The organism is Bacillus luti (assembly GCF_009739945.1).
Taxonomy (GTDB): Bacteria; Bacillota; Bacilli; order Bacillales; family Bacillaceae_G; genus Bacillus_A; species Bacillus_A luti.
In genome coordinates this window covers 4887931-4914324 of sequence record NZ_CP040336.1, presented here as the reverse complement: position 1 = coordinate 4914324, position 26394 = coordinate 4887931, and the positions used below count along the sequence as shown (strand labels likewise).

The window sequence follows — 26394 nt, the reverse complement described above, 5'->3', positions numbered from 1 at the left end:
CCACTTCTAAACCTCTAGGAGATAGTGATACAATGTCAAATGGGGGGAGGGTATGAACTATGGTTAATCAACGTATAAAGGAAATAACACTAATTACAATTGGTTCATTATTATTCGCAATTGGTATTAATTATTTTGCAATTCCAAACCGTTTATCAGAGGGTGGCATTATTGGTGTAACGGTTGTTACGTATTATTTATTTGGTTGGTCGCCGGGGGTTGTGAATTTTGCTATAAATGCAATCCTACTGGCTATTGGGTATAAATTTTTTGATAAGAAAACGATGGTTTATACAATTTTAGGGATTGTAGAAACATCTTTGTTTTTATATGTTACGGAACATATTGAGTATCATGTGAATAGTGATACGTTATTGGCGGCACTATTTGCTGGTGTATTTGTCGGTGTTGGATTAGGTTGTATGTTCAAGGCCGGAGGTACATCAGGAGGATCGGCAATTTTAGCACAGTTAGCAAATCAATATTTAGGATGGAGCGTCGGAAAAGGCGTACTTATTATTGATATCGTTGTAATTGCTGGTTCTGTATTTATAATAGGGCAAGAAAAGGCAATGTATACGCTTGTAGCTGTATTCATCGGAGCGAAAGTGATTGATTTCATCGTAGAAGGGATGGATACAAAAACGGCTGTTACGATTATTTCGAATCAACCAGACTTGATTCGCGAGGCTATTACGAAAAGCATGACACGTGGCGTTACTGTATTGGAAGGGCGCGGCGGATATACAGGTAGAAATAAAGAAGTGTTATATGTTGTTATAAATAAACAAGAACTTGTTAGGTTAAAACAAGTCATTAGTCGAGTAGATGAAGATGCTTTTGTTGTTATCCACGACGTACGTGATGTACTTGGCGGTGGCTTTAAAGCAAGCTAAAAGATGAACGAATAAATTCGTTCATCTTTTTTTATTACAAAAATGTAAGGGTAGTGTAATAGGATTCAATGGTAGATTGTATTCCTTCTTTTTAAAATAGATGTATAGATATCCTGCAGAGGAGGAAGGTTTATTATGAAGAAAAAAATGATCACTACTGTAGTAGCGATAGTAGTAATAGTAGTAATGTTACTGCCTACAAAACTTGGACCGGTTATCGATAAATATAATCCACTTTATAAGACGAAAGAATATTATACGGTTGTGAATACAATTGGTCAGCATATCGGTGATGAGTGGTATGAATATGAATTTATTGCATTTGACGAACGTGGAAGAGAGCAAAAAATAAAGAAGACTGTTAAGCATATGTTAAAGAGAGATGAAGCATTAAAGGTGTACGCAAAAGGACGCTATGGCGAGGCGATTGAAGAAATTGAATCTGTAAATATTCCTATTAATGCGAAGAGTAAACTTTTAGCGATGAGATAGCGAATTATACCCCCGCCTATTTTTTGTCGAAAATAAAAATACTAGGTAGGGGTATTTTGCGTTTCGTGAAAAAGCCTTAGTCCATATGGACTAAGGCTTTTTTTATTATATAAAGGGGAAGGGGGTACATTGTAGTAGCATGAGTGAAAGGTATAAGAAGAGTAGCTACTAGCAATGTAATTTGGTTATGTGAGTGTTCTTCTTATTTAGCTTACTTTCTAAACTTATTGTACGAAATATAGGTAAGGAGAACTATCGAATTACATTACACATAGCTTACAAACATGTAAGACTTCTGTAATGCAATTCGATAGTTAAAAGATAGTAAATTTAATATAGTATGAGTAGGAAGTCTTAATATATTACTTTTTGTTTGTAATGTAATGAAGAATGAAAAACCAACTAATTTGTAATAGACCTCATCTTTATTTAGATGAGGCCATTTTTTTAAACCTTACAATATTGTAAGGTTTACGTAAGTTAATTCGATAGTAAATTTGTCATATTTTTTGCATAATAGATACAAATAGATAAAAATAATTAGGGATTTAGTAAGAAGGGAGAAAAGTGGGATGTTTAAAGAAGAAGTAGTGAAGTTTCCAATTAAAGATTTCTGTAGCTACTTTACTGTTGTCGCAGTGTGTATTGGATTATTTGATATCATAACAAATTTAATTGTTAAATAATATAGATGATAAAACAAGAAGGGGGTTCCTTTCTTGTTTTTTTATGGGGGCATAAATATGAAATGGATTGATAGCCATATACATGTTGATCAATATGAGGGTGAAGAGAAACATAGATTATTTATAGATGTGGAAAATGGCAAAGAGATACAAGGGCTTATTGCAGTATCTATGAATTATCAATCATGTCTAGAAACTTTATCTTTAGCAAAGCGATATCCTTTTGTACATCCAGCAATAGGTTTTCATCCGGAGCAACCGATCCATAAAGAAGAATGTGAGAAAATTTATAAACTAATTGAAGATCATGTAGAGGAAATAGTTGCGATTGGTGAAGTAGGCTTACCATATTATTTAAGAAAAGAAGATGAGCACGTTGCTATCAATTCGTATATATCAGTGTTACAACAGTTTGTTGAACTAGCTAGTAAATATGATTTACCAATTATATTGCATGCAGTGTATGAAGATGCTGATATTGTATGTGATTTATTGGAGAAATATAAAGTTTCGCGTGCACACTTTCATTGGTTTAAAGGAAGTGAAGCAACAATGAAACGGATGATGAGGAATGGCTATTATATCTCTATCACACCGGATGTTTTATATAAGGAGAAAATTAAAAAAGTTGTTTCATATTATCCGCTTGAATATATGATGGTAGAAACCGATGGACCGTGGGAATTTCAAGACGATGTTATGACGCATCCAAGCATGATCCGAGAGGTACTTAAAGAAATCAGTGTCATAAAAAACATATCTGTTGATAAGGTTGCAGAAACAATATATGAAAATACAATTCAGTTTTATTTGAAAGGGTAGAAGCGTTATTCTGGTCCTTTTTATTATGGAGAAATAGGAATTGAATTTATTTATGAAAATAATCAATGGGGCGTTAATAACATGCTGTGTTTTGATTTAGGTTAAAAAACCACCAAGCATTTCGCTTAGTGGTTTTGTATTAGGACTCTAATTTTTTACCGCGTCTTAATAATAAAAGAAAGACAATGACAAGGAACCCAAGTATAAGAAGGAAACCATATTGTTTTACATAATCCATTATGTCATCTGTACTTGTTGGTTTTTCTACGTGAATGCCATCTTTATTCGTAGTAATATGAATATCTTTCATTTTTACTTCATTTGTTTCTTTTTGTAAATCAATCCATTCCATGTTTGGAATGCTTTCTAGATTTTTTAAAACTTCTTTTAAGGGTTCCACACCTAAGTAAGGGTGATAGAATGCACCAATAACTCCATCGGATAATTTAGCAACAGATAAAGCGCGTTCTTTCATTTTAGCAAAAGCCTGTGGTTTATCTTCTTCAATAAATCCAACTGTTTCAGGCATTAATTTCATTCCATGTAAAAATGATGGTGTACTTCCGTATGCTGGAGAATGCATCGATTTCCAAGTTGTATCACTTAACTGTATTTGTCCTACATAAGTTGAGAAGTACCTTGATAATATTTCATACCCTTTTTGAGACATTGTGTAATGAGGTGCTTCAAATGCGACAGGATATAGCTTAGCATCTACAAGTTCTTGAATGCCTTTTTCGATATGATCTGTCGTATATTTTTCTTCAAATTCTTTACCTTTTTCTACGTATTGATTATAGGCTTCTATATTTGGAAAATCGTTTTGTGTTTTCGGTTTTTCATGATTAGGTTGGCGAATTGGTTGATCAGTTTTTACATCCCAAAATTCAAAGCCCTCACCAGTTTCCGTATCATAAAATTGGTGAGTATAACCATGCATAATAATGGCTGCCCCATCGTCTTGCATAGAACGTAAAAGATCAACTAATTCTGGTTTGTCTTTTAATTGTATATTTTTCCCTGTATGTGGATCTTTATATACTGGAATGACTGTAATCATGTAAGGGATTTGTTTTTCTTTTAGTAATGCAGCAATTTCTTTTAATTGATTTATATCTGCAGCAGGATGAACGTCCTCAAGCCGTAGATAAGCTGAAACTTTATCAGTTTTTGGTTTTTGTCCAAAGTAAGAAAATAACATTTCACCAACATAATGAGACATCCAATCAAAGAGATTTGGCGTTGCAACATAATAAGATGTTCCGTGTTGAACGATTAGTGGATTGGTGTTATTTGCGCTTGAAGCGTTAGCGAGAACCGTCCCATTTGTATCAATGGATTGAATTAATCGCTCTCCTTCTAAAGTATTTTCTAGCTTCTTGCTTGGATATTTAATTTTGTTAACACGTATATCATTGCCCTTCAATGTAATGAAAGAAAAACGGCTAGATAATTGTTCAACGTTTTGCCCTAGCGCTAATACAGGACCTGAGAAGTTTTCTAGAAATTGTTTCGTTTCAGTAGAAAATTCTTCTTTTTTTTCACCGATGTAAACAACATGTGTAAAAGAAGAGGAGTTAGTAGTTGTAGTTGCTTCTTTCAAACTTTTCACAGTTATATCATTTGTAAAATGCCCTAATTGAGTATTAAGGATTTGGATATTATTTGTAACCGTATCTTCTTTTGTACTATATAGAACAAGTACCTTTGGTTTTGATGATGTTTGTGCAGAGGCATGTATAGGAATGAGTAGTACAATGCTGAACAAGAGTAGTAGGTATTTTTTCATTTTGTGTTCTCCTATTCTATATATGGAATTCAATTTACAATTATATAGAAGAAATAAGCTGTAGTCCAATTATGTTACATTTTTACACGTATTTACCATTGTTTTATTTGCAAAATCAGTCTAAAGCATGATGATAATATGTATAGTTATTTGCTATGATGAAAGAGTAAGAGAATGATAGAATGTAGGTAATTGTAAAGGGAAGAAGGCTGAAAGGGGACAAATTTCAGCGGAGAAAGAGGTAGAGATAGTGAAGAAATTCTTTGTAGGATTTTTAGTTGTTCTTGGAGTATATTTATATTTCCAAGGAAAGTCTGAAGGAATGGATAAGCTAGTGAATGAGACAAGTTATGTTGATTCAGAAGAAGCGAAACAGATGAAACAAATTATTATAGAGGAAGCAAAGAAAGTAAATCTTCCGGAATGGATACCTCTTACAATTGCCGAACATGAAAGTCGGTTAAATCCAAGAAGTGTTGGAGATAATGGAACTTCATTCGGATTGTTTCAATTGCACCGCGGTGGCGGACTTGCGCCGGATCATTTAACTGATGATGAGCTGAAAGATCCACGTACAAATGCACAAATTGCAATGCCACATTTAGTGAAAGGATATAAGCGCGGGGTGCAAAAAGGTTTAACTGATTTTGCATTACTAAAATATGTAGCGAATACATCTGGATGGCCAGGGAATTTAGGACCAGAGTGGACGGATAATAACATGAAGTATAACGTTGGATTAGAGGACGTATACTATCGAAATAAAGGTGTAATAAAGTAAGGCTTTAATCAGCGGGGAGTATGCTCATCCATCGCTGATTATTAGCCTTTATCAATCGGGCTACTGCCCCGAAATAGCGGTAAAACAGAGTAGGTTTTCTATACCTACTCTGTTTTTTTATGAATCATTTCATTCTTTTCTTTCGTGAAGTACTGCGCTAGTTGTATTTTCACCTCTTCTAGTTTTGTAGAAACTTGTGGTATTTTATATCCTACATATAATGGTGAAACGACAAAGCGCGGAACAACCTTACAAATGATTTTTCCATTTAAGTGATAGAAGAATAAGTTATAGCTACTGCATCCTTTATGGAAATCTGTTAGTATGTAGCGTACAGTTTGCTGAATATAATTTGCCATTTCATCTATAAATGCAATATTTTCAATGACTATGTTAAATTCAGTAAAGCCAATAATAGGACGCTCTGAAATATTAAGTTCAATGCGTTCATTTTTTTGAACAAGTACCCCTTGGAAATTTTCTTCTTCAATATTTTCGAGATAGTTTACATGTTTCATTCCGATAATTTGCATGTGTGCATGATGCAAACTCCCACCTGAGAATGGACCGTGATTTTTATATAAAATCACAGATGTGAATTCTTCGTTACTCTGTAAGCTTAACCAATGGTGAATAGAGAAACGAATTAGTTTTCTCATATGTTCTTCTGTATATGTTCCGATATGATCTTCACAATTATCTGTTTCGATTAATACGGTTTGAAATGTGTCTTTTAATGTAGGGAATTTATTTTTCAACCAAATAATTGAGCCCTCAGTTGCTAAAATATCCGTTAAATTTTCTTTATCGCAAAATGGACAGGCAGCGTTTCTATTCCGAATGCTTTCTGGTTTTTGTTTACCGATATCGTTTAAAAAATATAGTTGTTGTGTATCCATTTTTCTATATGCCCCTTTAAAATATGTGTAAAAATCCCGCTTAATACATTCGGGACAAGGAGGAGGAAATCCTTTAAAAAGGGTAGGGAAAAATAAAAGACAAGATATCCTCATTATGATAGGGTACCTTGTCTTTTATTTTTTCTTTAATAATGTGTATGGATAATATAGAGTATTTTCATTACGCTTCTTTTTTCTATTTTTCATTGTGTATAAGGCAATTGCTGTACTTGCGATTACAATAATGGCTTTCTTCATATTCATATACCCCTTTTTATTGTTGGTTTAATTCTTGGCTAACCGCTTTTGCATCAACTAAAGCGTGCAAAATCATTTTTACCATGTTCATCATATTTCTTCACTCCTTTTTATAGTTCGTTGAGTTCTTTTACAACTGCTTGTCCGTTCACTAATACCTCAAAGATTGTTTTTACGATTTCTTTCATCATGATTGTTTCCTCCTTTTGTTTGTCTCTCTTGTTTACATCTTTATTGTATAGGGAGGCATCTTTTCGTACTATCGCTTTCCATTACGTGAACATAACAGTTTTGTAAGATTTGATGTCACTTATTGAAATGTTTAGTCTATCTTCATTATTTTCAGAAAAATGACTATTCAAACATGAAATGGGAAAGTATAATAAAGAAGTAAGTATTAAATTCCGTACGAAAGGAGTGAATGAGATGAAACGTTCTTTAGCTGCACGTGCCAAATTTTTAGATTTTATCTATTATTGTCGTGCGATTTTTCATGATGTAGTTGTTAACGGGATACGTCTGTCCTTTTTTAACAATTGCATAGTAGCTATTGAACGATAGAAATCTCTTCACCCATTTTTTATAAACGTGTGAAAAGGGAGCTATTTGGCTTCCTTTTTCTATGCCGAAAACCATGGGGAATGTTTCTTTCCCATGGTTTTTTATATTGAAAGGAGTACGGAAAATGACAATTTGTAGTGTAAATAATGTAACGAAATCTTTTGGTGGAAACATCATATTTGAAAATATATCGCTTGAAATAAAGAACGGTGAACGTGTTGGATTAGTTGGTCGTAACGGTAGCGGGAAGACAACGATCTTTCAGCTTCTAACAGGAATGGAGAGTTTGGATGCAGGAGCCATTCATATGAAGAAAGGTACACGTATTGGTCATGTGGCACAAATCCCAAAATTTGATGAGGATATGACTGTATATGATGTATTGAGTTCCGCTTTTAAAGTGGAAAAGGAATTAGAAAAGGAAATGCATGCTTTAGAAAAAAATATGGTGGAAGAACGGGAACCGTCTGCATTACAAAAATTAATGGAGAGGTACGGAGTAATTCAAGAAAACTTTGCGTTTCTTGGTGGTTATGAAATAGAAGCGAATATTATGAAGGTAGCAAATGGCCTACAGGTGACAGAACTATTTCCTCGATCGTTTTTGGAGTTAAGTGGTGGGGAACAAACAAAAGTAAGCCTTGCATACATGCTATTGCAGAAACCAGATTTACTTCTGCTAGATGAGCCAACCAATCATCTAGATTTGTTCGCCGTAGAATGGCTAGAGCAATTTTTAAAAGAATACACTGGAACAGTTGTAGTTATTTCACATGATCGCTATTTCCTTGATGAAGTTGTAACGAAGATTTTTGATTTAGAAGATGGAGAGATTCACGTGTATCATACAAACTATTCTCAGTTTGTTGAGGAAAAGGAAGAACGGTTGCTTCAGGAGTTTCAGGCTTATCAAGAACAGCAAAAGAAAATAAAGAAAATGAAAGAAGCCATTAAGCGTCTACGTGAATGGGCAAACCAAGCGAATCCGCCGAACGAAGGATTGCATAAGAGAGCGAGAAATATGGAACGTGCGCTAGAGCGCATGGAGAAATTAAAGAGACCGATTTTGGAAAGAAAACAAATGGGGTTAGAGTTTGAAGGGCAAGAGAGAAGCGGGAAAGATGTTGTTATCATGAAAGAAGTGAGTAAAGGTTTTGCAGACCAACCTTTATTTGAGCAAGCGAATCTACATGTTCGTTTTCAAGAGCGTGCGGCTATCGTTGGTCGTAATGGTACGGGAAAAACAACGCTACTAAAGTTATTATTAGAAGAAATAGAACCAGATGCTGGTGAAATTCGTATTGGTAGTAGTGTTAAAATCGGTTATTTATCGCAGCACGCGTACGGAAATATGAAGAGTAATGTATTGGAAGCATTCAGAGAGTGTGTAGCTGTAACAGAGGGAGACGCAAGGCATATATTAGCTAAGTTTTTATTTTGTGGCCCAGCGGTGTTTAAGAAAGTAACGCAACTGAGCGGTGGAGAAAAAATGAGGCTAAGACTTGCGCAACTTATGTATCAAGATATCAATTTTTTAATTTTAGATGAGCCGACAAACCATCTCGACATTGAATCAAGAGAAGTTTTAGAGGAGGCCCTTGAACAATATAATGGAACGATTCTAGCTGTTTCGCATGATCGTTACTTTTTAAATAAGTTATTTGAAAAGACGTATTGGATTGATGAGCGTAAATTATTTGAGTTTGCTGGGAACTATGCATGGGCGCGTCAAAAGTGGGAAGAAAAACTTGAGAAACAAGTAATAAAACAAAAACGCCAAGGAAGAAAAAGCGTTGAAATATCCCCTATAAAAAAGAAAGTCTCTAGAAGTTTTGAGGAAATTGAAACCGAGTTAATGCATATAGAAGAAAGTATATATGCGATAGAATGTGAAATGGAACATGTAGCTGATGTTGAAAGACTTGAAAAATTATATGAGGAAAAAACGAAGAAAGAGTTGTTACGAGTAGAGTTATATAACGAGTTAGAGAATATTGTGGAGTAAAGGATAGAAAGTTAATTCTTTCAGTTTTGCTGAAGGAATTAACTTTCTTTTTTTATAACGATATTTTAAGTGATAAATAAAAATTGTGTTTCACGTGAAACAGTAAATTCGATAAATATTTGTCACGCCATTTGTATGGGGCGTGGAATATGTGAAATGGTAAGGGGAATTACAAAATATAGGTTAATTATTTCCCAAGACATAACTATATGTAACAGAGAGTTAAGATTGAAAAAAGCAGAGTTACAGCTTTACGCGCTGAACTCTGCTTTCTTTTTTTGTGGTATCTTCCCTTGTTGAAATGATAATAGCGATCCCGAGCATAATAAAAAAAGCTAAAAAGAGGACGAACTTGGGGAAGAACGGGAATAGTAATAGTGCCCCGACTATCATAATTGTTAACAGTACATAGTGCAGGACATATTGGAATAGGTTGTCCATATTTTCGCCCCCTTTTTGGTAATTGGTTATTAGTATTCTATGTTCTATGATGAACAAATAGAATCAGTTTTTTATGATTTTTATAAGGAAATAAAGGAGAACGATTGACATGTGTAAGGAAAAGGAATAATCTTGAAATTAATTCATACTATTTTTATAGGGAAAGTAAAGATAGTTACAGGGAGGAGGTCCATGTTGCTACATTATTAAACATTAGGAGAGCAAAGGTGATTGAACGATGAAAAACGCTTTTAAAGGAGTACTTGCTACGTTTTTTAGTGTTTCAGTATTATTAGCCGGATGTGGGCAAGAAGAAGCAAGTACAAATGAAGCAACAAAATTACCAAAGGTGAAGGATGAATTTATTAAAGCAAGTGACAAAGCGAAAAGTCCAGCAAAGGCAAAAGAAAGAAAAGATACTTTCGTAGTTGGCATGCCGAGTCCTGGAGGGATATTTCTTCCGCATTTTATGGAGAATGGATGGGATGGTAATATAACGCAAGCTATCTTTGCACCTCTTGTTGGACTCGATAAGGAAGGAAAACCAATTCCTATTTTGGCGAAGAAGTGGGATATTTCGGAGGAGCAGCTTACATACACGTTCTATTTGAAAGATGATGTAAAGTTTAGTGATGGTTCACCGTTAACTGCAGATGATGTAGCATTTACATTAACGCTATTACACGATCCAACTTATAGTGGTGCGACTGATATAAGCCAAACAGCAATAAAAGGTGGGCAAGCATATAAAGAAGGAAAAGCAACATCTATTGAGGGAATACAGGTCGTTGATCCGAAAACCATTACAATTACAACTGAAAAGGTAAATGCCCAAACATTATCGTTAATTGGCGGAGAAGTAATTTCAAAGGCGTATTACGGTAAAGAGTATAAGCAAGGTCATTTAGAATATTTAAAAGATTTATATGGCAAGCCAATGGGAGCCGGTGCTTATAAGTTAGATAAATATATTCCAGGACAAGAAGTTCGATTTGTAGCGAATGAAAATTATTTTGAAGGAAAACCGAAGATTGAGCATTTTATTTATAAGATTTCAAAAGGCGATACGAAGTTGCAGCAATTCCAAGCTGGTGAAGTAGATTACGATGGGTTTTCTACAAATGCAGAAACGATTGAGCAATTAAAAGAGTTAGGCTTTGCTAATGTGAATGTATATACAGGAAGTTCTTACGGCTATATTAAAATGAATTATAAAAAACCATACTTTAAAGATAAACGTGTTCGCCAAGCATTTATTTATGGATTAGAGCGTCAAAAGGTCATTGATACGTATTTCCAAGGTTATGCGTCACTTGTTAATGTGCCGATTACGCCAGTTTCTTGGGCGTATAAAGAGGATGGCATTAATAAATATGAGTATAATTTAGAGAAGGCGAAGAAATTACTGGATGAGGCTGGATGGAAAGCTGGTTCGGATGGAGTTCGTGAAAAAGACGGCCAAAAATTGAAAGTAAGTTATTTTGCTTCATCGGCAAGTAAAATAAATGATGTAATGATTCCTGTGATGAAAGAAGATTATAAAAAGCTTGGTGTAGAGTTTAGCCCAGAATATATAGATTTTAATACGATGATTTCAAAAGTGATAAAAGGTGATTATGATTTAGCAATGGTATCTACGCCAATGATTGATGATCCAAGTGGAACAATTGAGGAGTTTGTTTCGACAAGTAAACGAAACTATGATGGATATTATAATCCGAAAGTAGATGAATTAGCTAAGCAAGCATTAGAAACGTTGGATATTGAAAAGCGAAAAGAAATCTATAAAAAGCTATATCAAGAGTTAAGCGAAGACCCACCTGTAATCTTCTTGAATAATAGCAAAGTTGTGTCTGCACATCATGCACGAATCCAAGGATTACAAGAAGATAACTATAACGGTATTTTATTAAGTTTACCTAAATTAAAGATAGAACAATAACTTTGAAGGAATTATCAAAATATTTTTTTAGAAAGAATTGACAAAATATAGCGGACGATATAAGCTAATAACCATAAAGTCTACCGGAAAGGTCGGAATAGGATTGTTACCCCTCAAAAAACATCTATTTTTTTACGATTAAAACCGACTTTTCCGATTGGCTATAAATGTTGCTGTGGGAGGCATACATAAGGTAAGTAGTTCAGAGGGTATAATCATAAAAAAGTTAGGGTGGGGACAATGAAGACAAAGACGAAAAAATGGGCTGGTGTATTTTCGGTATTACTGAGTAGTTCGCTTGTGTTATCCGCTTGTGGGGGACAGGAGGAGACGGCTTCTACAGAACCGGTTAAACAACAAGATTTAAAAAATATAAAAATTGAAAAGATCGCTGCGACAGATAAAACGAAAGTGCCAGATAAAGCGAAGAATAGAAAAGATACGTTAGTAGTTGGGATTAATAAACCAGGGGGCGTATTTTTACCATATTTCCAACAAAATGGTTGGGATGGAAACGTAACTTCAGTTATTTTTGCATCTCTCATATCAACCGATAAACAAGGGAAACCAATTCCAGAATTAGCTGAGAAGTGGGACGTTTCTTCTGATCAGTTAACATATACATTCCATTTACGTAAAGATTTGAAATTTAGCGATGGCTCGCCATTAACAGCGGATGATGTAGCGTTCACGTTGACACTTTTACACGATAAGGCATATGAAGGCGAAGTGGACATCTCTCAATATGCAGTTAAAGGTGGTAAAGAATATAAAGAAGGAAAAGCAACTTCAATTGAAGGTATTCAAGTTGTCGATCCACAAACAATAAAAATTACGACTGAAAAGGTTAATTCACAAGCTATATTTGTTTTTGGTAGCACAGTACTATCAAAAGCTTATTACGGAAAAGATTACAAACAAAATACAAGTTTAGATTACTTAAAAGATTTATATGGCAAACCACTAGCTGCGGGTCCATATAAATTTGAAAAGTATATTCCAGGTCAAGAAGTTCGTTTTGTAGCAAATGAAAATTACTATGCGGGTAAACCAAAAATTCAAAACTTCATTTATAAAATTACTTCTGGCGATACGAAGCTTCAGTTATTCCAAACAGGTGAGGTTGACCACACTGGCTTAGGTACTGGTGACGAAGTTCTTGAACAGGCTAAGGCTTTAGAATTCGCAAATATCCAAATCGAAACAGCACCATCATTTAGTTATGTTTATATGAATCATAATAAGCCGTACTTAAAGGATAAAAAGGTTCGCCAAGCGCTTATCTACGGATTAGATCGTAAAAAATATGTTGATACAGCATACAAAGGATACGGTACGGTAGCGAATGTACCAATTCATCCGACTTCTTGGGCTTACACAGAAGAAGGCGTTAATAAATATGAGTATGACAAAGAAAAAGCGAAAAAGTTACTAGATGAAGCAGGGTGGAAAGTTGGTTCGGATGGAATCCGGGAAAAAGATGGTCAAAAATTAAAACTTTCTTATTTCGGTCCAAGTTCGGCTAAAGATAGTGATTTATTAATTCCAATTGCGAAAGAGAATTATAAAGAGATAGGTGTAGAATTTAACCCTGAATTCATGGACTTTAATACAATGCTTTCAAAAGTTAACAAAGGTGATTATGATTTGGCTTCTGTTTCGACACCAATTACAAGTGACCCGAGTGAAACAGCTGGTGAATATTTATCTAGTGCCAATGAGAAGAGTCTTGGCTATAAAAATTCAAAAGTAGATGAGTTAATTCAAAAAGGTATTGAAACGGTAGATATTGAAAAACGTAAACCAATCTATAAAGAACTTTATAAAGAGTTAAGTGATGATCCGCCAGTAATTCTATTAAACTATCGCAGAACAATTACTGGTTATAACGGGAATATAAAAGGAATTGACCCTGAAAAATACAATAGTATTAGCGCAAACTTACCAGTATTATCATTTGAAAAATAACGAGAAGAATGTATAAACAGAAGACATTTTTTCATTCGGTTAGAAATGTGCCGATTTGAAAAAATGTTCTTCTATTTTAAGCATTAGATTGGAGAGAAAAAGGGTGAAAACATATATTGTTCGTAGGTTGCTACAAATGATTCCTACACTGTTTGGAACATCAATTATTATTTTCTTCCTGTTCGCACTTCTTCCGGGTGATTATATTGATTCAAATCCAAAGATTACACCGGAAAGAGCAGCTGAGCTTAGGGAATTGTATGGATTGAACAAACCAATTGTTGAGCGTTATTTTCATTGGTTAGGTAATGCGTTGCAAGGGGATTTTGGTTTTTCGCTGCAGTATCAAGAACCTGTAACGTCATTATTAAATAAGTTTATTTGGAATTCGTTTAGTGTAGCCATTATTGCATTGTTTTTTATTTGGTTAATTGCACTTATTATCGGTGTATTTTCAGCGACAAAGCAACATTCTTTATTCGATAAGCTTGTAACAATTGGTGTCTTTGCAGCGATGTCATTCCCTTCCTTCTTTATCGGTTTGTTTTTAATTAAAGTGTTCGCGGTTGACTTTAAGTTATTACCGATAGGTGGAATGATTGATGTTGGTAGTAATTCCACTGGGGTTGCTTATGTGATAGAAGTTGCAAAACATATGGTTTTACCAGTATTTATTTTGACTCTTCTTGGAGTAGGTTCATTGACTCGTTATTTTAGAACGAGCATGTTAGAGGTTGTGAGACAAGATTACATACGAACAGCACGAGCAAAAGGTTTAAAGGAAAAGACTGTTATTTATAAGCATGCATTAAAAAACGCAATTTTACCGGCAATTACTTTATTAGCATTTGAATTACCCGGTTTATTTTCAGGAGCCATTATTATTGAACAAATTTTTAATTGGCCAGGTATCGGTAATGTTCAATTAGAAGCACTTAATTTCCGTGATTATACAGTGTTAATGGCATTTACGATGTTTCTTTCTTGTTTAACAATCGTATCGAACTTTTTCGCAGACATTGTATATGCAGTTGTTGATCCACGTATTCGGTTGAAGTAAGGGGGGAATGAGATGGAAACTGTTACAGAGATTACAGAGAGAAAAGGAAAAAAGAGAAAAAATGAATCATCACCATGGCGACAAGCTCTTAAAAAGATAAAGAAAAATAAGATGGCACTAGTAGGGTTGTATGCATTAATTTTTATGTTTGTATTTTGTTTTATCGGACCGTTTTTTTCGCCATATGCATCAGGAAAAATACAAGTTGCACTAATTAACAAACCACCTAGTTTCTCTCATTGGCTTGGTACAGACCAGTTAGGAAGAGATATTTTAACGAGGCTCATGCAAGCGGGACGGATTTCATTAACGATTGGATTAGCTTCAATGGTTTTATCAGTGATACTAGGAGCTGTATTAGGAGCTATTGCAGGGTTTTATCGTGGTATCGTTGATAATATTATTATGCGTCTTGCAGATATTTTAATGTCGATGCCAGGATTACCGTTACTTATTATAATGGGGGCGATTTTATCGGAGTGGAAAGTACCGTCTGATTATCGTCTGTATGTCATTATGATTATTTTAAGTTTGGTAGGTTGGCCAGGGCTTGCACGTCTTGTAAGAGGTCAAATTTTATCACTTAGGGAGCAAGCGTTTATGCAAGCTGCTGATGTGCTAGGAATAAAAGATTACCGGAAAATTATATATCACTTAATCCCTAATGTTTTACCAATTTTAATTGTTGTATCTACATTAGGTGTTGCCGGTTCAATTCTAGGGGAGTCCGCACTAAGTTACCTAGGTCTCGGCGTTGTCCCGCCTACACCATCATGGGGGAATATGATTAGCGCAGCTAACTCATTAATCGATTTCCAAAAGCGTCCGTGGCTATGGATTCCGCCCGGTTTTGCAATCTTTATAACAGTTGTATCAATTAACTTACTTGGTGATGCACTTCGTGATGCGTTAGATCCAAAGATGAGACGGTAGGTGAGAAGATATGAGCAAGGCAGTAGTAGAGCTGAAAGATTTACAAACACACTTTCAAACGGAGGAAGGGACAGTAAAGGCTGTAAACCATGTTAGCTTTGCAGTTCGAGAAGGTGAAACGGTTTGTGTTGTAGGTGAATCAGGGTGCGGGAAGAGTGTAACGGCTTTATCTATTATGGGACTTATTGCTGAATCGGGCAGTGTAGTAGGCGGTGATATTCTATATGAAGGAAAAAGTCTTTTAGGAATGAAAGAGAAAGATCTTCGTAGTTTACGAGGGAATGATATTGCGATGATTTTCCAAGAGCCGATGACATCGCTAAATCCAGTCTTCACTGTAGGAGAACAAATCGTAGAAACGTTAAGAGAGCATGAATTACTTAGTAAAAATGAAGCGTATAAGAAGGCAATCGAATTAATTCGTAAAGTTGGTATAGCTCGTGCAGATGAAATTGTCCATTCTTATCCGCATGAACTAAGCGGCGGGATGTTACAACGTATTATGATTGCTGTTGCACTTAGTTGTAATCCGAAGTTATTAATTGCGGATGAGCCAACAACGGCCCTTGATGTTACGATTCAAGCACAAATATTAGATTTATTAAGGCAAATAAAAGAGGAATTTAAAACATCTATCTTATTAATTACACATGATTTAGGTGTTGTAGCAGAAATGGCTGATTACGTTGTTGTTATGTATGGCGGAAAAGTTATCGAAGAAGCACCAGTACTAGAAATATTCCAAAATCCGAAACATCCATATACGAAAGGATTGCTAAAATCAAAACCAGTAATGGGGAAACGAATAGATAAACTTTATTCCATTCCAGGGCAAGTTCCTAATTTAGTTGGCCTAGGAGAATTTTGCTACTTTAGCGGTCGTTGTGAGCATTGTATGGAAATATGTAAAGAAGAAGCACCGAATCTGAATGTACATGATGAGAATCATAAAGTAGCTTGCTGGTTATATGAGGAGCGTGCGGAACAATGAACGAACCATTATTAGAAGTACAAAACTTGAAGACGTATTTCCCGATTAAAGGCGGCATATTTAGTAGAACAATTGGACATGTAAAAGCAGTTGATGGAGTAAGCTTTACTATTAATAAAGGTGAAGTATTTGGCCTTGTTGGCGAATCAGGAAGCGGAAAAACAACGATAGGAAAAACAATTTTACGTCTCGTTCAAAAAACGGAAGGGGAAGTGAAGTTTAAAGGAAAGGATGTTTATTCTCTATCCAAGGAGGAATTGAGAAAACATCGTCCTAACATGCAGCTTGTGTTCCAAGATCCATTTAGCTCGTTAAATCCAAGAATGAGAATTGGAGAAGCGCTTGGTGAACCGATGTTGGCTCATGGGCTAGCGACGAAAGAAAATGTTCGTGAAAAAGTGATAGAAGTATTGGAGTTATGCGGCTTAGCTCCATATCACGTTGATCGGTACCCTCATGAGTTTTCTGGTGGACAACGTCAGCGTATCGTTATTGCAAGAGCTATGGTATTAAATCCAGAATTTATTGTAGCTGACGAACCTGTGGCAGCACTAGATGTATCTATTCAAGCACAAATCATTAATTTATTTAGTGAGTTACAGGAGAAGAAGGGATTATCTTATTTATTTATTTCGCATGATTTAAGTGTGGTAGAACATTTATGTACGAAAATCGGGATTATGTATTTAGGAACGATTGTAGAGACTGCACCGCGCGATGAGTTATTTACGAATCCACTTCATCCGTATACAAAAGCATTGTTATCAGCTGTGCCAATACCAGATCCAACAGTGAAGCGAGAGCGAATTATATTAGAGGGGGATATTCCAAGTCCAGCGAATCCACCTTCAGGTTGTCGCTTTCATACACGCTGCCCGTTTGCTACAGAGGTTTGTAAAAAAACGGTACCGGAATTTCGTAATGTTGGTGAAGAGCACTTTGTTGCTTGCCATCACGTATAAAAGAAAAGGACCCTTTCAAAATATGAAAGAGTCCTTTTTTTATTTATTAGATGAAGTTTGTTTTAATACAAATTGTTCAATTGCGTGAGCAACACCATGCTCATTATTCGTTAATGTTACAACATCACATAATTTCTTTACATCATCTTCAGCATTACCCATTGCAACAGATAAACCAGCAACCTCTAACATTGGTACATCATTAAAATTGTCACCGATAGCAACTGTATCTTCCATTGGAATGTTAAAATGAGCAGCCATCTGCTTTATGCCATTCCCTTTATGCCCATTTTTATCCATAATTTCTACATTAGTAGGAGCTGATGCTGTAACTGAAATAGCAGTGTCTTCTTGTAACATACTTAATAGCTGTGCACGATGCTCTGCGTTAAATGTCAAAATGAAGAATTTAGATATTTCTAATTCTGAATTATTCACAACGTCTTCAATTTTTTGGAAATCAGTGATTAAGTTTGATTTCTTTTGTTTTTCTGTAATTCTTTCAAGTTCCTCAAGTGTAACATCTAGTGCATGCTTGTTCTCTTCGAACGCTTGCATGACTTGATCTTGCCATGTATATGGAGAATAAACTCCTTTATTCGTATATAGCTTATAAGGAAAACCTTCAGATTCTAGTAATTTTGCAAGCTTGTATACTTTATCGTTTTGTAAACAACGCGAGTTAATTACTTTTCCATCCACATAAACAATTGCCCCATTGCTTGCTCCAACTGGAAGAGATAATTGGTATTCTTCCAATAGTTTTAAAGCATCCTCTTTTGCGCGGCCAGAACAAATCATTACAATGTGCCCAGCTTCTTTTGCATTTTGGATTGCTTGTAAGTTCTCTTTGGAGATTTCAAGATTAGATGACAGTAGTGTACCATCCATATCTAATGCGATTAATTTCAAAATGACCACCTCTTTGTTTTTATTATACATAGTTATATAGAGGAAACATATAAACTTATCTTGGAAAGATGGTATTTTATCTCGTAGCAACTGTTAGTGAAAAATTCAATAGGTTCACCGTTATTTAGTAGGGTTTTCCTTTGATTTGTAACAGAAGTAGGTAGGGAGAGGATTATATTTCGTTTTATGACTGTAATATTACATGAATGTTACAAACATGAATCTAGTAGAAAGTGCATTAAAACAGGGTTTTTTGAGGATGTTATAAAAAAACGTAAAAAAAGTGTAATAAAATTTACGTAATTATATTGCAACGTAATAATAGTTATGTTACATTAATGTTACAAACGTTACGTTATTAAATTCAATGTAACGTTAATATAAAAACTATGAAATAAACATTTCTTAGGAATTACATATAGATAACTTATTAAAAGGGAGGATACATGATATGAAAGAGCAAGTATTACAAGTAACAAAAGGTGACTTCGTAGGATCAGCAAGCGGAGCAGTAGTATTAACGGCATTAATCGTATTTCTATCAAGTGTATTAGTATAATAGAAGCTTTGTAACAAAAACAAAGGAAGGGAGAATGAAAGATATGAAAGAGCAAGTATTACAAGTAACAAAAGGTGACTTCGTAGGATCAGCAAGTGGAGCAGTAGTATTAACAGCATTAATCGTGTTTCTATCAAGCGTATTAGTATAATAGAGGTTTTGTAACAAAAACAAAGGAAGGGAGAATGGAAGATATGAAAGAGCAAGTATTACAAGTAACAAAAGGTGACTTCGTAGGATCAGCAAGTGGAGCAGTAGTATTAACAGCATTAATCGTATTTCTATCAAGTGTATTAGTATAATAGAAGTTTTGTAACAAAAACAAAGGAAGGGAGAATGGAAGATATGAAAGAGCAAGTATTACAAGTAACAAAAGGTGATTTCGTAGGATCAGCAAGTGGAGCAGTAGTATTAACAGCATTAATCGTATTTTTATCAAGCGTATTAGTATAATAGAAGTTTTGTTTTGTAACACAAGATAAACGAAGGGAGAATGAGGAATATGAACAGTGAACAAATGTTACAAGTAACAAAAACAGATTTATTAGGATCATTAGGTGGAGCGGTAGTATTAACATCATTTATTCTATTCCTTGCAAATATATTAGTATGAGATATATAAATACAATCATTCAAAAAAAATAAAGACTCTAACGTATTAGTAAATAGTTAATATGTTGGGGTCTTTTTTATTTTCCTCGTACATACCCTCAAGTATTCATGTTATCCCATTATCCCGTAAATCCCCAATGAGTAAAGTTTTACTTTAAAAAGAAAAAAGTCGAATTTTATCTGGAAGAAAAAAGAGGAATTTGACAGAAAAGATAGAAAATTTTAAAGGTCATAATTTGTTAGCTTGCTAACTAATTTTATTAATGAATGTTGGAAGCGTTTTCTGGTTGGTTTAAGTATGAATCATTTAATCTATTTACAGGGGGATGAGTATTTTATGAAACAAAAATCTATGGATACGCTAGCTGCACAAATGGAGGATTTTTTCCCGGTACGTGATGTAGATCATTTGGAATTTTACGTAGGAAATGCAAAGCAATCAAGCTATTATCTTGCTAGAGCTTTCGGATTCAAAATTGTGGCTTATTCTGGATTAGAGACTGGAAACCGTGAAAAGGTATCCTATGTTCTTGTGCAAAAAAATATGCGTTTCGTTGTGTCTGGAGCTCTAGGTAGCGATAATCGTATCGCAGAGTTTGTAAAGACTCATGGTGACGGAGTGAAAGACGTGGCTTTACTTGTTGATGACGTTGATAAAGCATACTCGGAGGCAGTGAAACGTGGTGCTGTCGCGATTGCTCCACCTGAGGAGTTAACAGATGAGAACGGTACATTGAAAAAAGCAGTTATTGGTACGTATGGTGATACAATTCATACGCTTGTAGAGCGTAAAAATTATAAAGGGACATTTATGCCAGGATTCCAAAAGGTGGAGTTTAATATTCCGTTTGAGGAGTCTGGGTTAATTGCTGTAGACCATGTAGTTGGTAATGTTGAGAAAATGGAGGAATGGGTTAGTTATTATGAGAACGTTATGGGCTTTAAACAAATGATCCATTTCGATGATGATGATATTAGTACAGAGTACTCAGCGTTAATGTCGAAAGTTATGACGAATGGAAGTCGTATTAAGTTTCCTATTAACGAACCGGCAGATGGAAAGAGAAAATCGCAAATTCAAGAATATCTAGAATTCTATAATGGAGCAGGTGTGCAACATCTGGCGTTATTAACAAATGATATTGTGAAAACAGTCGAAGCGCTTCGCGCAAATGGTGTGGAGTTTTTAGATACACCAGATACGTATTATGATGAGTTAACTGCACGAGTTGGAAAAATTGATGAAGAAATTGATAGGCTAAAAGAATTGAAAATTTTAGTGGATCGTGATGATGAAGGTTATTTACTACAAATCTTTACGAAACCAATTGTAGACCGTCCGACTTTATTTATTGAAATTATCCAACGTAAAGGTTCTCGTGGATTCGGTGAAGGTAATTTTAAAGCATTGTTTGAATCAATTGAAAGAGAACAAGAGCGTCGCGGAAACTTATAAGGTTTGTATCCACCAGCAAAATTCCTATTGCTGGTGGAAATTTCATTTTCATAGGGAGGAATCATGATGAAATTTGTTACATTTCGTCTCCCTTCAAAAGAAATGCGAGCTGGGTGGATTGAAGGTGACAAAGTAATCGATATGAATCTCGCGAGTGATGGGAAATTACCTTCTTCTATGTTCGCCTTTTTAGAGAAAGCAGATGAGTATGTAGAAGTAGTGCGTAATATTACGAATCCAAACAAGGGTATATATTCTTTAGAGGAAGTACAGTTGACGGCTGCTCTTCCTAATCCAAGCAGCATTCGAGATTTTTATGCGTTTGAACAGCATGTAAAAACAGCGCGCGGGCGAAGAGGGTTAGATGTGGTACCTGAATGGTATGATATCCCGGTTTTTTATTTTACTAACCATCGTGCTGTTATTGGACCAAATGATTTTGTAATGGGTCCGGATAAGTCTAAAAAGCTTGATTATGAGTTAGAGATTGCTTGTGTAATTGGAAAAGAAGGACGGAATATTTCTCGTGAGCAAGCAGAGGAATATATTTTTGGTTATTGTATTATGAACGACTGGAGTGCAAGGGATTTACAAGCAACTGAAATGAAAGTTGGGCTTGGTCCAGCGAAGGGAAAAGACTTTGCAACTTCATTAGGAGCATATCTCGTTACGAAAGAAGAATTAGACGTGTATCGTAATGGAAATCGGTATGATTTAGAGATGACTGCTCATGTAAATGGAAAGCTATTATCGAAGGGTAATTTTCAAGATATTTACTATACATTCGCAGAGATGATTGAACGAGCTTCGGAGGATGTTACGTTATATCCTGGTGATGTGATTGGGTCTGGAACAGTAGGGACAGGTTGTGTTTTAGAACTTGGCACGGAAGAGTGGCTACAAGATGGTGATGTTGTAGAACTTGCGATTACTGGTTTAGGTACATTATGTAATACGGTCAAAAAAGAAAGGAAAGCAGGTGATGGGCATGTTTTATCGTCACATGGGGGAGCTACCTCATAAACGACATGTACAATTCCGTAAGAAAGATGGATCGCTTTATCGTGAACAGGTAATGGGAACAAAAGGTTTCTCTGGTACGCAGTCTATTTTGTACCATCATTATATGCCAACAGAAGTAGGTCATGCGGCATTATCTCATTCTTGTCAGTTGCAGTATGAAGAAGATGTAGCTCTTGCTCATCGTCATTTTCGTACGAAGGAAAACAAAAAAACTGGCGATGCAGTAAGTGGGAGAAACTTCATACTTGGAAATGAAGATGTATTAATTGGAGTAGTGAGCCCAACAGAAAAAATGGATTATTTCTACCGTAATGGTGATGGCGATGAAATGCTATTTGTTCATTATGGAACAGGGAAAATTGAAACGATGTTTGGAACGATTCACTATAGAAAAGGTGACTATGTAACGATCCCAATTGGAACGATTTATCGTGTTATTCCAGGTGCAGGAGAGACAAAGTTTCTTGTTGTAGAGGCTAATAGCCAAATTACAACGCCACGTCGTTATCGTAATGAGTATGGACAATTGTTAGAACATAGTCCGTTTTGTGAAAGAGATATTCGTGGTCCAGAAAAATTAGAGACGTATGATGAAAAAGGTGAGTTTGTCGTAATGACAAAGTCGAGAGGGTATATGCATAAACATGTTCTAGGACATCATCCATTAGATGTTGTTGGATGGGATGGTTATTTATATCCTTGGGTGTTTAATGTAGAGGATTTTGAACCAATTACAGGTCGTATTCATCAGCCGCCGCCAGTACATCAAACGTTCGAGGGACACAATTTCGTCATCTGTTCTTTCGTACCACGTTTATACGATTATCATCCAGAATCTATTCCGGCACCATATTATCATAGTAACGTGAATAGTGATGAAGTACTGTACTATGTAGAAGGAAACTTTATGAGCCGAAAAGGTGTGGAGGAAGGGTCTATTACACTTCATCCGAGCGGTATTCCGCATGGACCACATCCTGGGAAAACAGAGGCAAGTATAGGAAAGAAAGAAACGCTCGAATTAGCTGTTATGATAGATACATTCCGTCCGCTACGTATTGTAAAACAAGCACATGAAACAGAAGATGAAAAGTATATGTATAGCTGGATTGAAGAGGGCTCATATACTGTAAAATAAGTGAAAAGAGGCATACTCACTAAGTGAGTATGCCTCTTTTATGGAATCGACATGTATAATAATACCAAAAAAACATATAGAAAGATATATAGAATGAACGATAAAAATAGTGAATATTCAGAAGAATTTCTACTTATTTCGACAAAAGTATTGACTGACAAAAGTGTTATGAGTAAAATGAAAAAGCAAATTAAAAATTTTCAGAAAATTTAAAACTTGGAGGAGCAAGCTATGAAGCAAATATTTCAAAAGAAGCCTATTGAAAAGTTAATGCAAGAAAGCAAGCAAAAGACATTAGCAAGAACATTGGGCGCATTAGATTTAACTATGCTTGGAATTGGGGCAATTGTTGGAACAGGCATTTTTGTTCTAACGGGCGTGGTAGCAGCAAAACATTCTGGACCAGCTATTATATTATCATTTGCAATAGCCGCGTTAGCTTGTGCCTTTGCTGCATTTTGTTATGCTGAATTCGCTTCTTCAGTTCCTGTCTCTGGTAGTGTGTATACGTACACATATGCGACGATGGGAGAGGTATTTGCATTTTTAATTGGATGGGATTTGATGCTTGAATATTTACTTGCCACATCTGCTGTGGCGAATGGATGGTCCGCGTATTTTCAATCTTTATTAAAAGGATTCGGGATTCATATTCCGACCATTCTCTCCTCGGCACCCGGTACAGGAAAGGGTGGAATAATTGATTTACCTGCTGTTCTCATTATTTTATTGATGACAGTTCTTTTATCTAGAGGTGTTCGTGAAAGTGCACGCATAAATAATATTATGGTATTTATTAAAATAGCAGTTGTTCTTATTTTTATTTTTGCTGGTTTTAATTATGTGAAACCTGAAAACTGGACGCCTTTTATGCCATTTGGTTTAGATGGTGTAATGGCTGGGGCGGCTACAGTATTTTTCGCATTTATAGGGTTTGATGCAGTTTCAACAGCTGCAGAAGAAGTGAAGCGCCCGCAACGTGATTTACCAATCGGTATTATTGCATCATTATTAATTTGTACGATACTTTATATCGTTGTTTCGCTTATTTTGACAGGAATAGTTCCATACGGACAGCTAAATATATCAGATCCGGTTGCTTTTGCACTTCAATTTATTGGACAAGATAGTTTAGCGGGGGTAATTTCAGTAGGGGCGATCACAGGAATTACAACTGTAATGCTAGTTATGATGTACGGGCAAGTTCGCGTTTCCTATGCGATGAGCCGTGATGGGTTATTGCCGAAGCGTCTTGCTAAAGTTCATCCGAAGTTTAAAACACCGTTTTTAAATACATGGACAACGGGAATTATTGCAGCACTTATTTCAGGATTAATAGATTTAAATGTGTTAGCACATCTTGTAAATATGGGGACTTTATCAGCTTTTGCACTTGTAGCTGTTGCTGTTATTGTAATGAGAAGAACTCATCCTGATTTACCAAGAGCATTTAAGGCGCCACTTGTACCAGTTTTGCCAGCATTAACAGTAATTTTTTGTTTATACTTAATGCTTCAATTATCAGGGACAGCGTGGATTAGTTTTGGAGTGTGGATGGTTATCGGTATAGCAGTTTACTTCCTATATAGCCGAAAGCATAGCGCTTTAAATAATAGTAAAGAAGAAGATGATGTAGCGAATTTATAAGAGGGAAAATCCATTCTAATTATTTTAGGATGGATTTTTTATTCTGAAAATTTACATTGTTCTGAAATTGTTATAAGATAATTGTTGGTTAAATAAAGGGGTGGGATTATGAAAAGTACGTGGCATGAGTTAAGGGCGATGGATCGTAACGTATGGATTCGATTTGTCGGCGAGACGTTGAATGGAATTGCAATGATGATGTTAATGCCCTTTTTCGCATTATATTTAAAAGATAAGGTAGATTCATTATTACAGGTCGGAGTTATTATGGCGCTTTCTCCAATTGCTGCAAGCTTTGGAGCTATTATAGGCGGGAGAATTGCTGATATATATGGAAGAAAGCCAATTATGATATTTTCGATGGTGAGTAATGCATTATTGATGCTCGGTTTTTTATTTATAGAAGGATTTATTCCGTATGCGATTTTATCTGTTTTTTTAGGATTAAGTAATTCGCTATTTCATCCAGCTGCATCAGCGATGGTTGCGGATGTAACGGCACCAGAAAAAAGAACAGAAGCATATGGTTTATTGCGAATGGGACACAATATAGGTGCTGCGATTGGTCCGATAATGGGAGCATCAGTAGTTGTGTTGTCAAAGAACCTTGTGTTTATTATTGCCTCTTCTACGATGCTTTTTTATGCATTACTAGTATTACTTCTTATTCAAGAGACAATGCCGAAGGATACAAATAAAGAAGAGAATATAGAAAAGGAATCTGGGGCAGTTTGGAAAATTGTAATGCGAGATAAGGCATTAATGATTTACTTATTGGCAGGTATCGTTATTTCGATGGGTTTTTCTCAAACAGAAGGTATGTTGCCGCTACACTTTGATAATGAAATGAATGGTATTTTTGGGGTTAACAATCCATACCCATATTTAATGGCTCTAAATGGACTGTTAGTTGTGTTGTTCCAATTTCAAATTTCAAAATGGGCCGCAGATAAACCTGTCGGAAAAACGATGTTATATGGTGCATGTTTATTCGGCATTGGATTATTTTTTATAGGGTGGTTACCAAAGTGGTTTGGAGAATTCGATACAAATGCTACAGTTATTTTAATAACGTTGCTGTTCGTTTATGCCATATATACGTTAGGTGAGATGATTATGTCGCCTGTCCAGATGACGTTTGTAGCGAATTTGGCCCCTGAACATTTGAGAGGGACTTATATGGGAGCTGCCAGTTTGCAGTGGATTACAGGAAGTGCATTCGGCCCACTTTTAGGAGGGTTTTTATTAGATCGATTACTTGGTCACTTTCTATTTACAATTTTAGCTGTAGGGTGTGTAGTTGCGGGTATTGTATATGTTTCTTTAGATCGTCTCGTTGAACAAAGGCAAAAAGACACACTAACCAAACAGTCTTCTTAATGAGTAGATGACATACACAAAAAGGGGATTTCTACATATTTTAGGTACATAACTAGATTGGATTATGATTTTATTTTAAAATTCACTTCTGTATAGTTATGAAGAAAGTGAAATAGAAAAAGTGTAGAAAACCAATAAGTGGTGTCATTTAATTATTTGTGGAAGTTGCATTTTATTTCAA

27 protein-coding genes are annotated in these 26394 nt (G+C 35.4%); 22 read left to right on the top strand and 5 right to left on the bottom strand.

What is annotated here, in order from left to right; translation table 11 throughout:
* Positions 1–59: 59 nt before the first annotated feature.
* The 3 genes from EUC40_RS24725 to EUC40_RS24715 all read left to right on the top strand — a co-directional run bounded on the left by EUC40_RS24725 (position 60) and on the right by EUC40_RS24715 (position 2896).
* Complete coding sequence (locus tag EUC40_RS24725) at positions 60–896, top strand: YitT family protein (RefSeq protein ID WP_000248058.1); 837 nt, start codon at positions 60–62, stop codon at positions 894–896.
* A 135-nt stretch (positions 897–1031) separates the two neighbouring features.
* A complete protein-coding gene (locus tag EUC40_RS24720) occupies positions 1032–1388 on the top strand; it encodes a YxeA family protein (protein WP_000728438.1) in 357 nt (118 codons plus the stop codon).
* A 743-nt stretch (positions 1389–2131) separates the two neighbouring features.
* A complete protein-coding gene (locus EUC40_RS24715; protein ID WP_098915774.1) occupies positions 2132–2896 on the top strand; it encodes a TatD family hydrolase in 765 nt (254 codons plus the stop codon).
* Between the two features lie 139 nt (positions 2897–3035).
* Here EUC40_RS24715 and EUC40_RS24710 read toward each other — a convergent pair whose 3' ends face one another.
* A complete protein-coding gene (locus EUC40_RS24710) occupies positions 3036–4685 on the bottom strand; it encodes a DUF2334 domain-containing protein (protein WP_156576828.1) in 1650 nt (549 codons plus the stop codon).
* Between the two features lie 250 nt (positions 4686–4935).
* Here EUC40_RS24710 and EUC40_RS24705 point away from each other — a divergent pair, with 250 nt between their 5' ends.
* Positions 4936–5466 carry a transglycosylase SLT domain-containing protein gene (locus tag EUC40_RS24705; protein WP_098915748.1) on the top strand — a complete coding sequence of 177 codons (531 nt, stop codon included), beginning with the start codon at positions 4936–4938 and terminating at the stop codon, positions 5464–5466.
* A gap of 104 nt (positions 5467–5570) precedes the next feature.
* Here the strand turns inward: EUC40_RS24705 and EUC40_RS24700 are convergent, their stop codons facing one another.
* On the bottom strand, positions 5571–6365 hold the full coding sequence (locus EUC40_RS24700; RefSeq protein ID WP_431181107.1) for a DUF4931 domain-containing protein: 795 nt from the start codon (positions 6363–6365) through the stop codon (positions 5571–5573).
* A 135-nt stretch (positions 6366–6500) separates the two neighbouring features.
* On the bottom strand, positions 6501–6629 hold the full coding sequence (locus tag EUC40_RS24695; protein ID WP_002017273.1) for a hypothetical protein: 129 nt from the start codon (positions 6627–6629) through the stop codon (positions 6501–6503).
* A 420-nt stretch (positions 6630–7049) separates the two neighbouring features.
* Between EUC40_RS24695 and EUC40_RS27140 the strand changes: the two genes are divergently transcribed.
* Together EUC40_RS27140 and abc-f are read left to right on the top strand one after the other, a co-directional pair.
* Complete coding sequence (locus EUC40_RS27140; RefSeq protein ID WP_278248848.1) at positions 7050–7184, top strand: RAxF-45 family protein; 135 nt, start codon at positions 7050–7052, stop codon at positions 7182–7184.
* A gap of 73 nt (positions 7185–7257) precedes the next feature.
* On the top strand, positions 7258–9189 hold the full coding sequence (gene abc-f / locus EUC40_RS24690) for a ribosomal protection-like ABC-F family protein (protein ID WP_156576973.1): 1932 nt from the start codon (positions 7258–7260) through the stop codon (positions 9187–9189).
* 243 nt (positions 9190–9432) lie between these two features.
* Here the strand turns inward: abc-f and EUC40_RS24685 are convergent, their stop codons facing one another.
* Complete coding sequence (locus EUC40_RS24685) at positions 9433–9630, bottom strand: hypothetical protein (RefSeq protein WP_000369257.1); 198 nt, start codon at positions 9628–9630, stop codon at positions 9433–9435.
* A 238-nt stretch (positions 9631–9868) separates the two neighbouring features.
* Here EUC40_RS24685 and EUC40_RS24680 point away from each other — a divergent pair, with 238 nt between their 5' ends.
* From EUC40_RS24680 to EUC40_RS24655, 6 genes are all read left to right on the top strand, one after another.
* A complete protein-coding gene (locus EUC40_RS24680) occupies positions 9869–11572 on the top strand; it encodes an ABC transporter substrate-binding protein (RefSeq protein ID WP_156576826.1) in 1704 nt (567 codons plus the stop codon).
* A 240-nt stretch (positions 11573–11812) separates the two neighbouring features.
* Entirely contained in the window at positions 11813–13540 is a 1728-nt protein-coding gene (locus tag EUC40_RS24675) for an ABC transporter substrate-binding protein (RefSeq protein ID WP_156576825.1), read from the top strand.
* Between the two features lie 103 nt (positions 13541–13643).
* Positions 13644–14600 (top strand): ABC transporter permease, encoded by a 957-nt coding sequence (locus EUC40_RS24670; RefSeq protein ID WP_156576824.1) that lies wholly within the window; start codon positions 13644–13646, stop codon positions 14598–14600.
* Positions 14601–14612: 12 nt separating this feature from the next.
* Positions 14613–15533, top strand: a complete 921-nt coding sequence (opp4C, locus tag EUC40_RS24665) for an oligopeptide ABC transporter permease (RefSeq protein ID WP_071712779.1) — start codon at positions 14613–14615, stop codon at positions 15531–15533.
* Between the two features lie 10 nt (positions 15534–15543).
* On the top strand, positions 15544–16524 hold the full coding sequence (locus EUC40_RS24660) for an ABC transporter ATP-binding protein (RefSeq protein WP_156576823.1): 981 nt from the start codon (positions 15544–15546) through the stop codon (positions 16522–16524).
* Positions 16521–17486, top strand: coding sequence for an ABC transporter ATP-binding protein (locus EUC40_RS24655; RefSeq protein ID WP_156576822.1), 966 nt, complete (start codon positions 16521–16523; stop codon positions 17484–17486). The genes EUC40_RS24660 and EUC40_RS24655 overlap by 4 nt, the downstream gene beginning before the upstream one ends.
* 39 nt (positions 17487–17525) lie before the next feature.
* Here EUC40_RS24655 and EUC40_RS24650 read toward each other — a convergent pair whose 3' ends face one another.
* Positions 17526–18398, bottom strand: coding sequence for a Cof-type HAD-IIB family hydrolase (locus tag EUC40_RS24650; RefSeq protein WP_156576821.1), 873 nt, complete (start codon positions 18396–18398; stop codon positions 17526–17528).
* Positions 18399–18849: 451 nt separating this feature from the next.
* Here EUC40_RS24650 and EUC40_RS24645 point away from each other — a divergent pair, with 451 nt between their 5' ends.
* The 10 genes from EUC40_RS24645 to EUC40_RS24600 all read left to right on the top strand — a co-directional run bounded on the left by EUC40_RS24645 (position 18850) and on the right by EUC40_RS24600 (position 26213).
* Positions 18850–18957: a DUF3948 family protein gene (locus EUC40_RS24645; RefSeq protein ID WP_000664237.1), complete on the top strand. Its 108-nt coding sequence runs from the start codon at positions 18850–18852 to the stop codon at positions 18955–18957.
* A gap of 34 nt (positions 18958–18991) precedes the next feature.
* Positions 18992–19108, top strand: coding sequence for a DUF3948 family protein (locus EUC40_RS24640; RefSeq protein WP_000654250.1), 117 nt, complete (start codon positions 18992–18994; stop codon positions 19106–19108).
* A gap of 43 nt (positions 19109–19151) precedes the next feature.
* Complete coding sequence (locus tag EUC40_RS24635) at positions 19152–19259, top strand: DUF3948 family protein (RefSeq protein ID WP_000664237.1); 108 nt, start codon at positions 19152–19154, stop codon at positions 19257–19259.
* Between the two features lie 34 nt (positions 19260–19293).
* The gene (locus tag EUC40_RS24630; protein WP_156576820.1) at positions 19294–19410 is read left to right on the top strand and encodes a DUF3948 family protein; all 117 of its coding nucleotides are present in this window, start codon (positions 19294–19296) and stop codon (positions 19408–19410) included.
* 49 nt (positions 19411–19459) lie between these two features.
* The gene (locus tag EUC40_RS24625) at positions 19460–19570 is read left to right on the top strand and encodes a DUF3948 family protein (protein ID WP_001083682.1); all 111 of its coding nucleotides are present in this window, start codon (positions 19460–19462) and stop codon (positions 19568–19570) included.
* A 336-nt stretch (positions 19571–19906) separates the two neighbouring features.
* Positions 19907–21025 carry a 4-hydroxyphenylpyruvate dioxygenase gene (gene hppD / locus EUC40_RS24620; RefSeq protein ID WP_000810912.1) on the top strand — a complete coding sequence of 373 codons (1119 nt, stop codon included), beginning with the start codon at positions 19907–19909 and terminating at the stop codon, positions 21023–21025.
* 66 nt (positions 21026–21091) lie between these two features.
* A complete protein-coding gene (locus EUC40_RS24615) occupies positions 21092–22048 on the top strand; it encodes a fumarylacetoacetate hydrolase family protein (RefSeq protein ID WP_156576819.1) in 957 nt (318 codons plus the stop codon).
* Positions 22014–23186, top strand: coding sequence for a homogentisate 1,2-dioxygenase (locus EUC40_RS24610; protein ID WP_156576818.1), 1173 nt, complete (start codon positions 22014–22016; stop codon positions 23184–23186). Before EUC40_RS24615 ends, EUC40_RS24610 begins: the two co-directional genes overlap by 35 nt.
* 231 nt (positions 23187–23417) lie before the next feature.
* Positions 23418–24833, top strand: coding sequence for a branched-chain amino acid transporter BcaP (gene bcaP, locus EUC40_RS24605; RefSeq protein ID WP_156576817.1), 1416 nt, complete (start codon positions 23418–23420; stop codon positions 24831–24833).
* 108 nt (positions 24834–24941) lie between these two features.
* Entirely contained in the window at positions 24942–26213 is a 1272-nt protein-coding gene (locus EUC40_RS24600; RefSeq protein WP_000843523.1) for an MDR family MFS transporter, read from the top strand.
* The last annotated feature ends 181 nt before the right edge of the window (positions 26214–26394 follow it).

Coding starts and splice junctions, on each gene's coding strand:
- EUC40_RS24725 (WP_000248058.1), top strand. CDS start 60: ATGGTTAATCAACGTATAAAGGAAATAACACTAATTACAATTGGTTCA.
- EUC40_RS24720 (WP_000728438.1), top strand. CDS start 1,032: ATGAAGAAAAAAATGATCACTACTGTAGTAGCGATAGTAGTAATAGTA.
- EUC40_RS24715 (WP_098915774.1), top strand. CDS start 2,132: ATGAAATGGATTGATAGCCATATACATGTTGATCAATATGAGGGTGAA.
- EUC40_RS24710 (WP_156576828.1), bottom strand. CDS start 4,685: ATGAAAAAATACCTACTACTCTTGTTCAGCATTGTACTACTCATTCCT.
- EUC40_RS24700 (WP_431181107.1), bottom strand. CDS start 6,365: ATGGATACACAACAACTATATTTTTTAAACGATATCGGTAAACAAAAA.
- EUC40_RS24695 (WP_002017273.1), bottom strand. CDS start 6,629: ATGAATATGAAGAAAGCCATTATTGTAATCGCAAGTACAGCAATTGCC.
- EUC40_RS27140 (WP_278248848.1), top strand. CDS start 7,050: ATGAAACGTTCTTTAGCTGCACGTGCCAAATTTTTAGATTTTATCTAT.
- abc-f (WP_156576973.1), top strand. CDS start 7,258: ATGGGGAATGTTTCTTTCCCATGGTTTTTTATATTGAAAGGAGTACGG.
- EUC40_RS24685 (WP_000369257.1), bottom strand. CDS start 9,630: ATGGACAACCTATTCCAATATGTCCTGCACTATGTACTGTTAACAATT.
- EUC40_RS24680 (WP_156576826.1), top strand. CDS start 9,869: ATGAAAAACGCTTTTAAAGGAGTACTTGCTACGTTTTTTAGTGTTTCA.
- EUC40_RS24675 (WP_156576825.1), top strand. CDS start 11,813: ATGAAGACAAAGACGAAAAAATGGGCTGGTGTATTTTCGGTATTACTG.
- opp4C (WP_071712779.1), top strand. CDS start 14,613: ATGGAAACTGTTACAGAGATTACAGAGAGAAAAGGAAAAAAGAGAAAA.
- EUC40_RS24660 (WP_156576823.1), top strand. CDS start 15,544: ATGAGCAAGGCAGTAGTAGAGCTGAAAGATTTACAAACACACTTTCAA.
- EUC40_RS24655 (WP_156576822.1), top strand. CDS start 16,521: ATGAACGAACCATTATTAGAAGTACAAAACTTGAAGACGTATTTCCCG.
- EUC40_RS24645 (WP_000664237.1), top strand. CDS start 18,850: ATGAAAGAGCAAGTATTACAAGTAACAAAAGGTGACTTCGTAGGATCA.
- EUC40_RS24640 (WP_000654250.1), top strand. CDS start 18,992: ATGAAAGATATGAAAGAGCAAGTATTACAAGTAACAAAAGGTGACTTC.
- EUC40_RS24635 (WP_000664237.1), top strand. CDS start 19,152: ATGAAAGAGCAAGTATTACAAGTAACAAAAGGTGACTTCGTAGGATCA.
- EUC40_RS24630 (WP_156576820.1), top strand. CDS start 19,294: ATGGAAGATATGAAAGAGCAAGTATTACAAGTAACAAAAGGTGATTTC.
- EUC40_RS24625 (WP_001083682.1), top strand. CDS start 19,460: ATGAACAGTGAACAAATGTTACAAGTAACAAAAACAGATTTATTAGGA.
- hppD (WP_000810912.1), top strand. CDS start 19,907: ATGAAACAAAAATCTATGGATACGCTAGCTGCACAAATGGAGGATTTT.
- EUC40_RS24615 (WP_156576819.1), top strand. CDS start 21,092: ATGAAATTTGTTACATTTCGTCTCCCTTCAAAAGAAATGCGAGCTGGG.
- EUC40_RS24610 (WP_156576818.1), top strand. CDS start 22,014: ATGTTTTATCGTCACATGGGGGAGCTACCTCATAAACGACATGTACAA.
- bcaP (WP_156576817.1), top strand. CDS start 23,418: ATGAAGCAAATATTTCAAAAGAAGCCTATTGAAAAGTTAATGCAAGAA.
- EUC40_RS24600 (WP_000843523.1), top strand. CDS start 24,942: ATGAAAAGTACGTGGCATGAGTTAAGGGCGATGGATCGTAACGTATGG.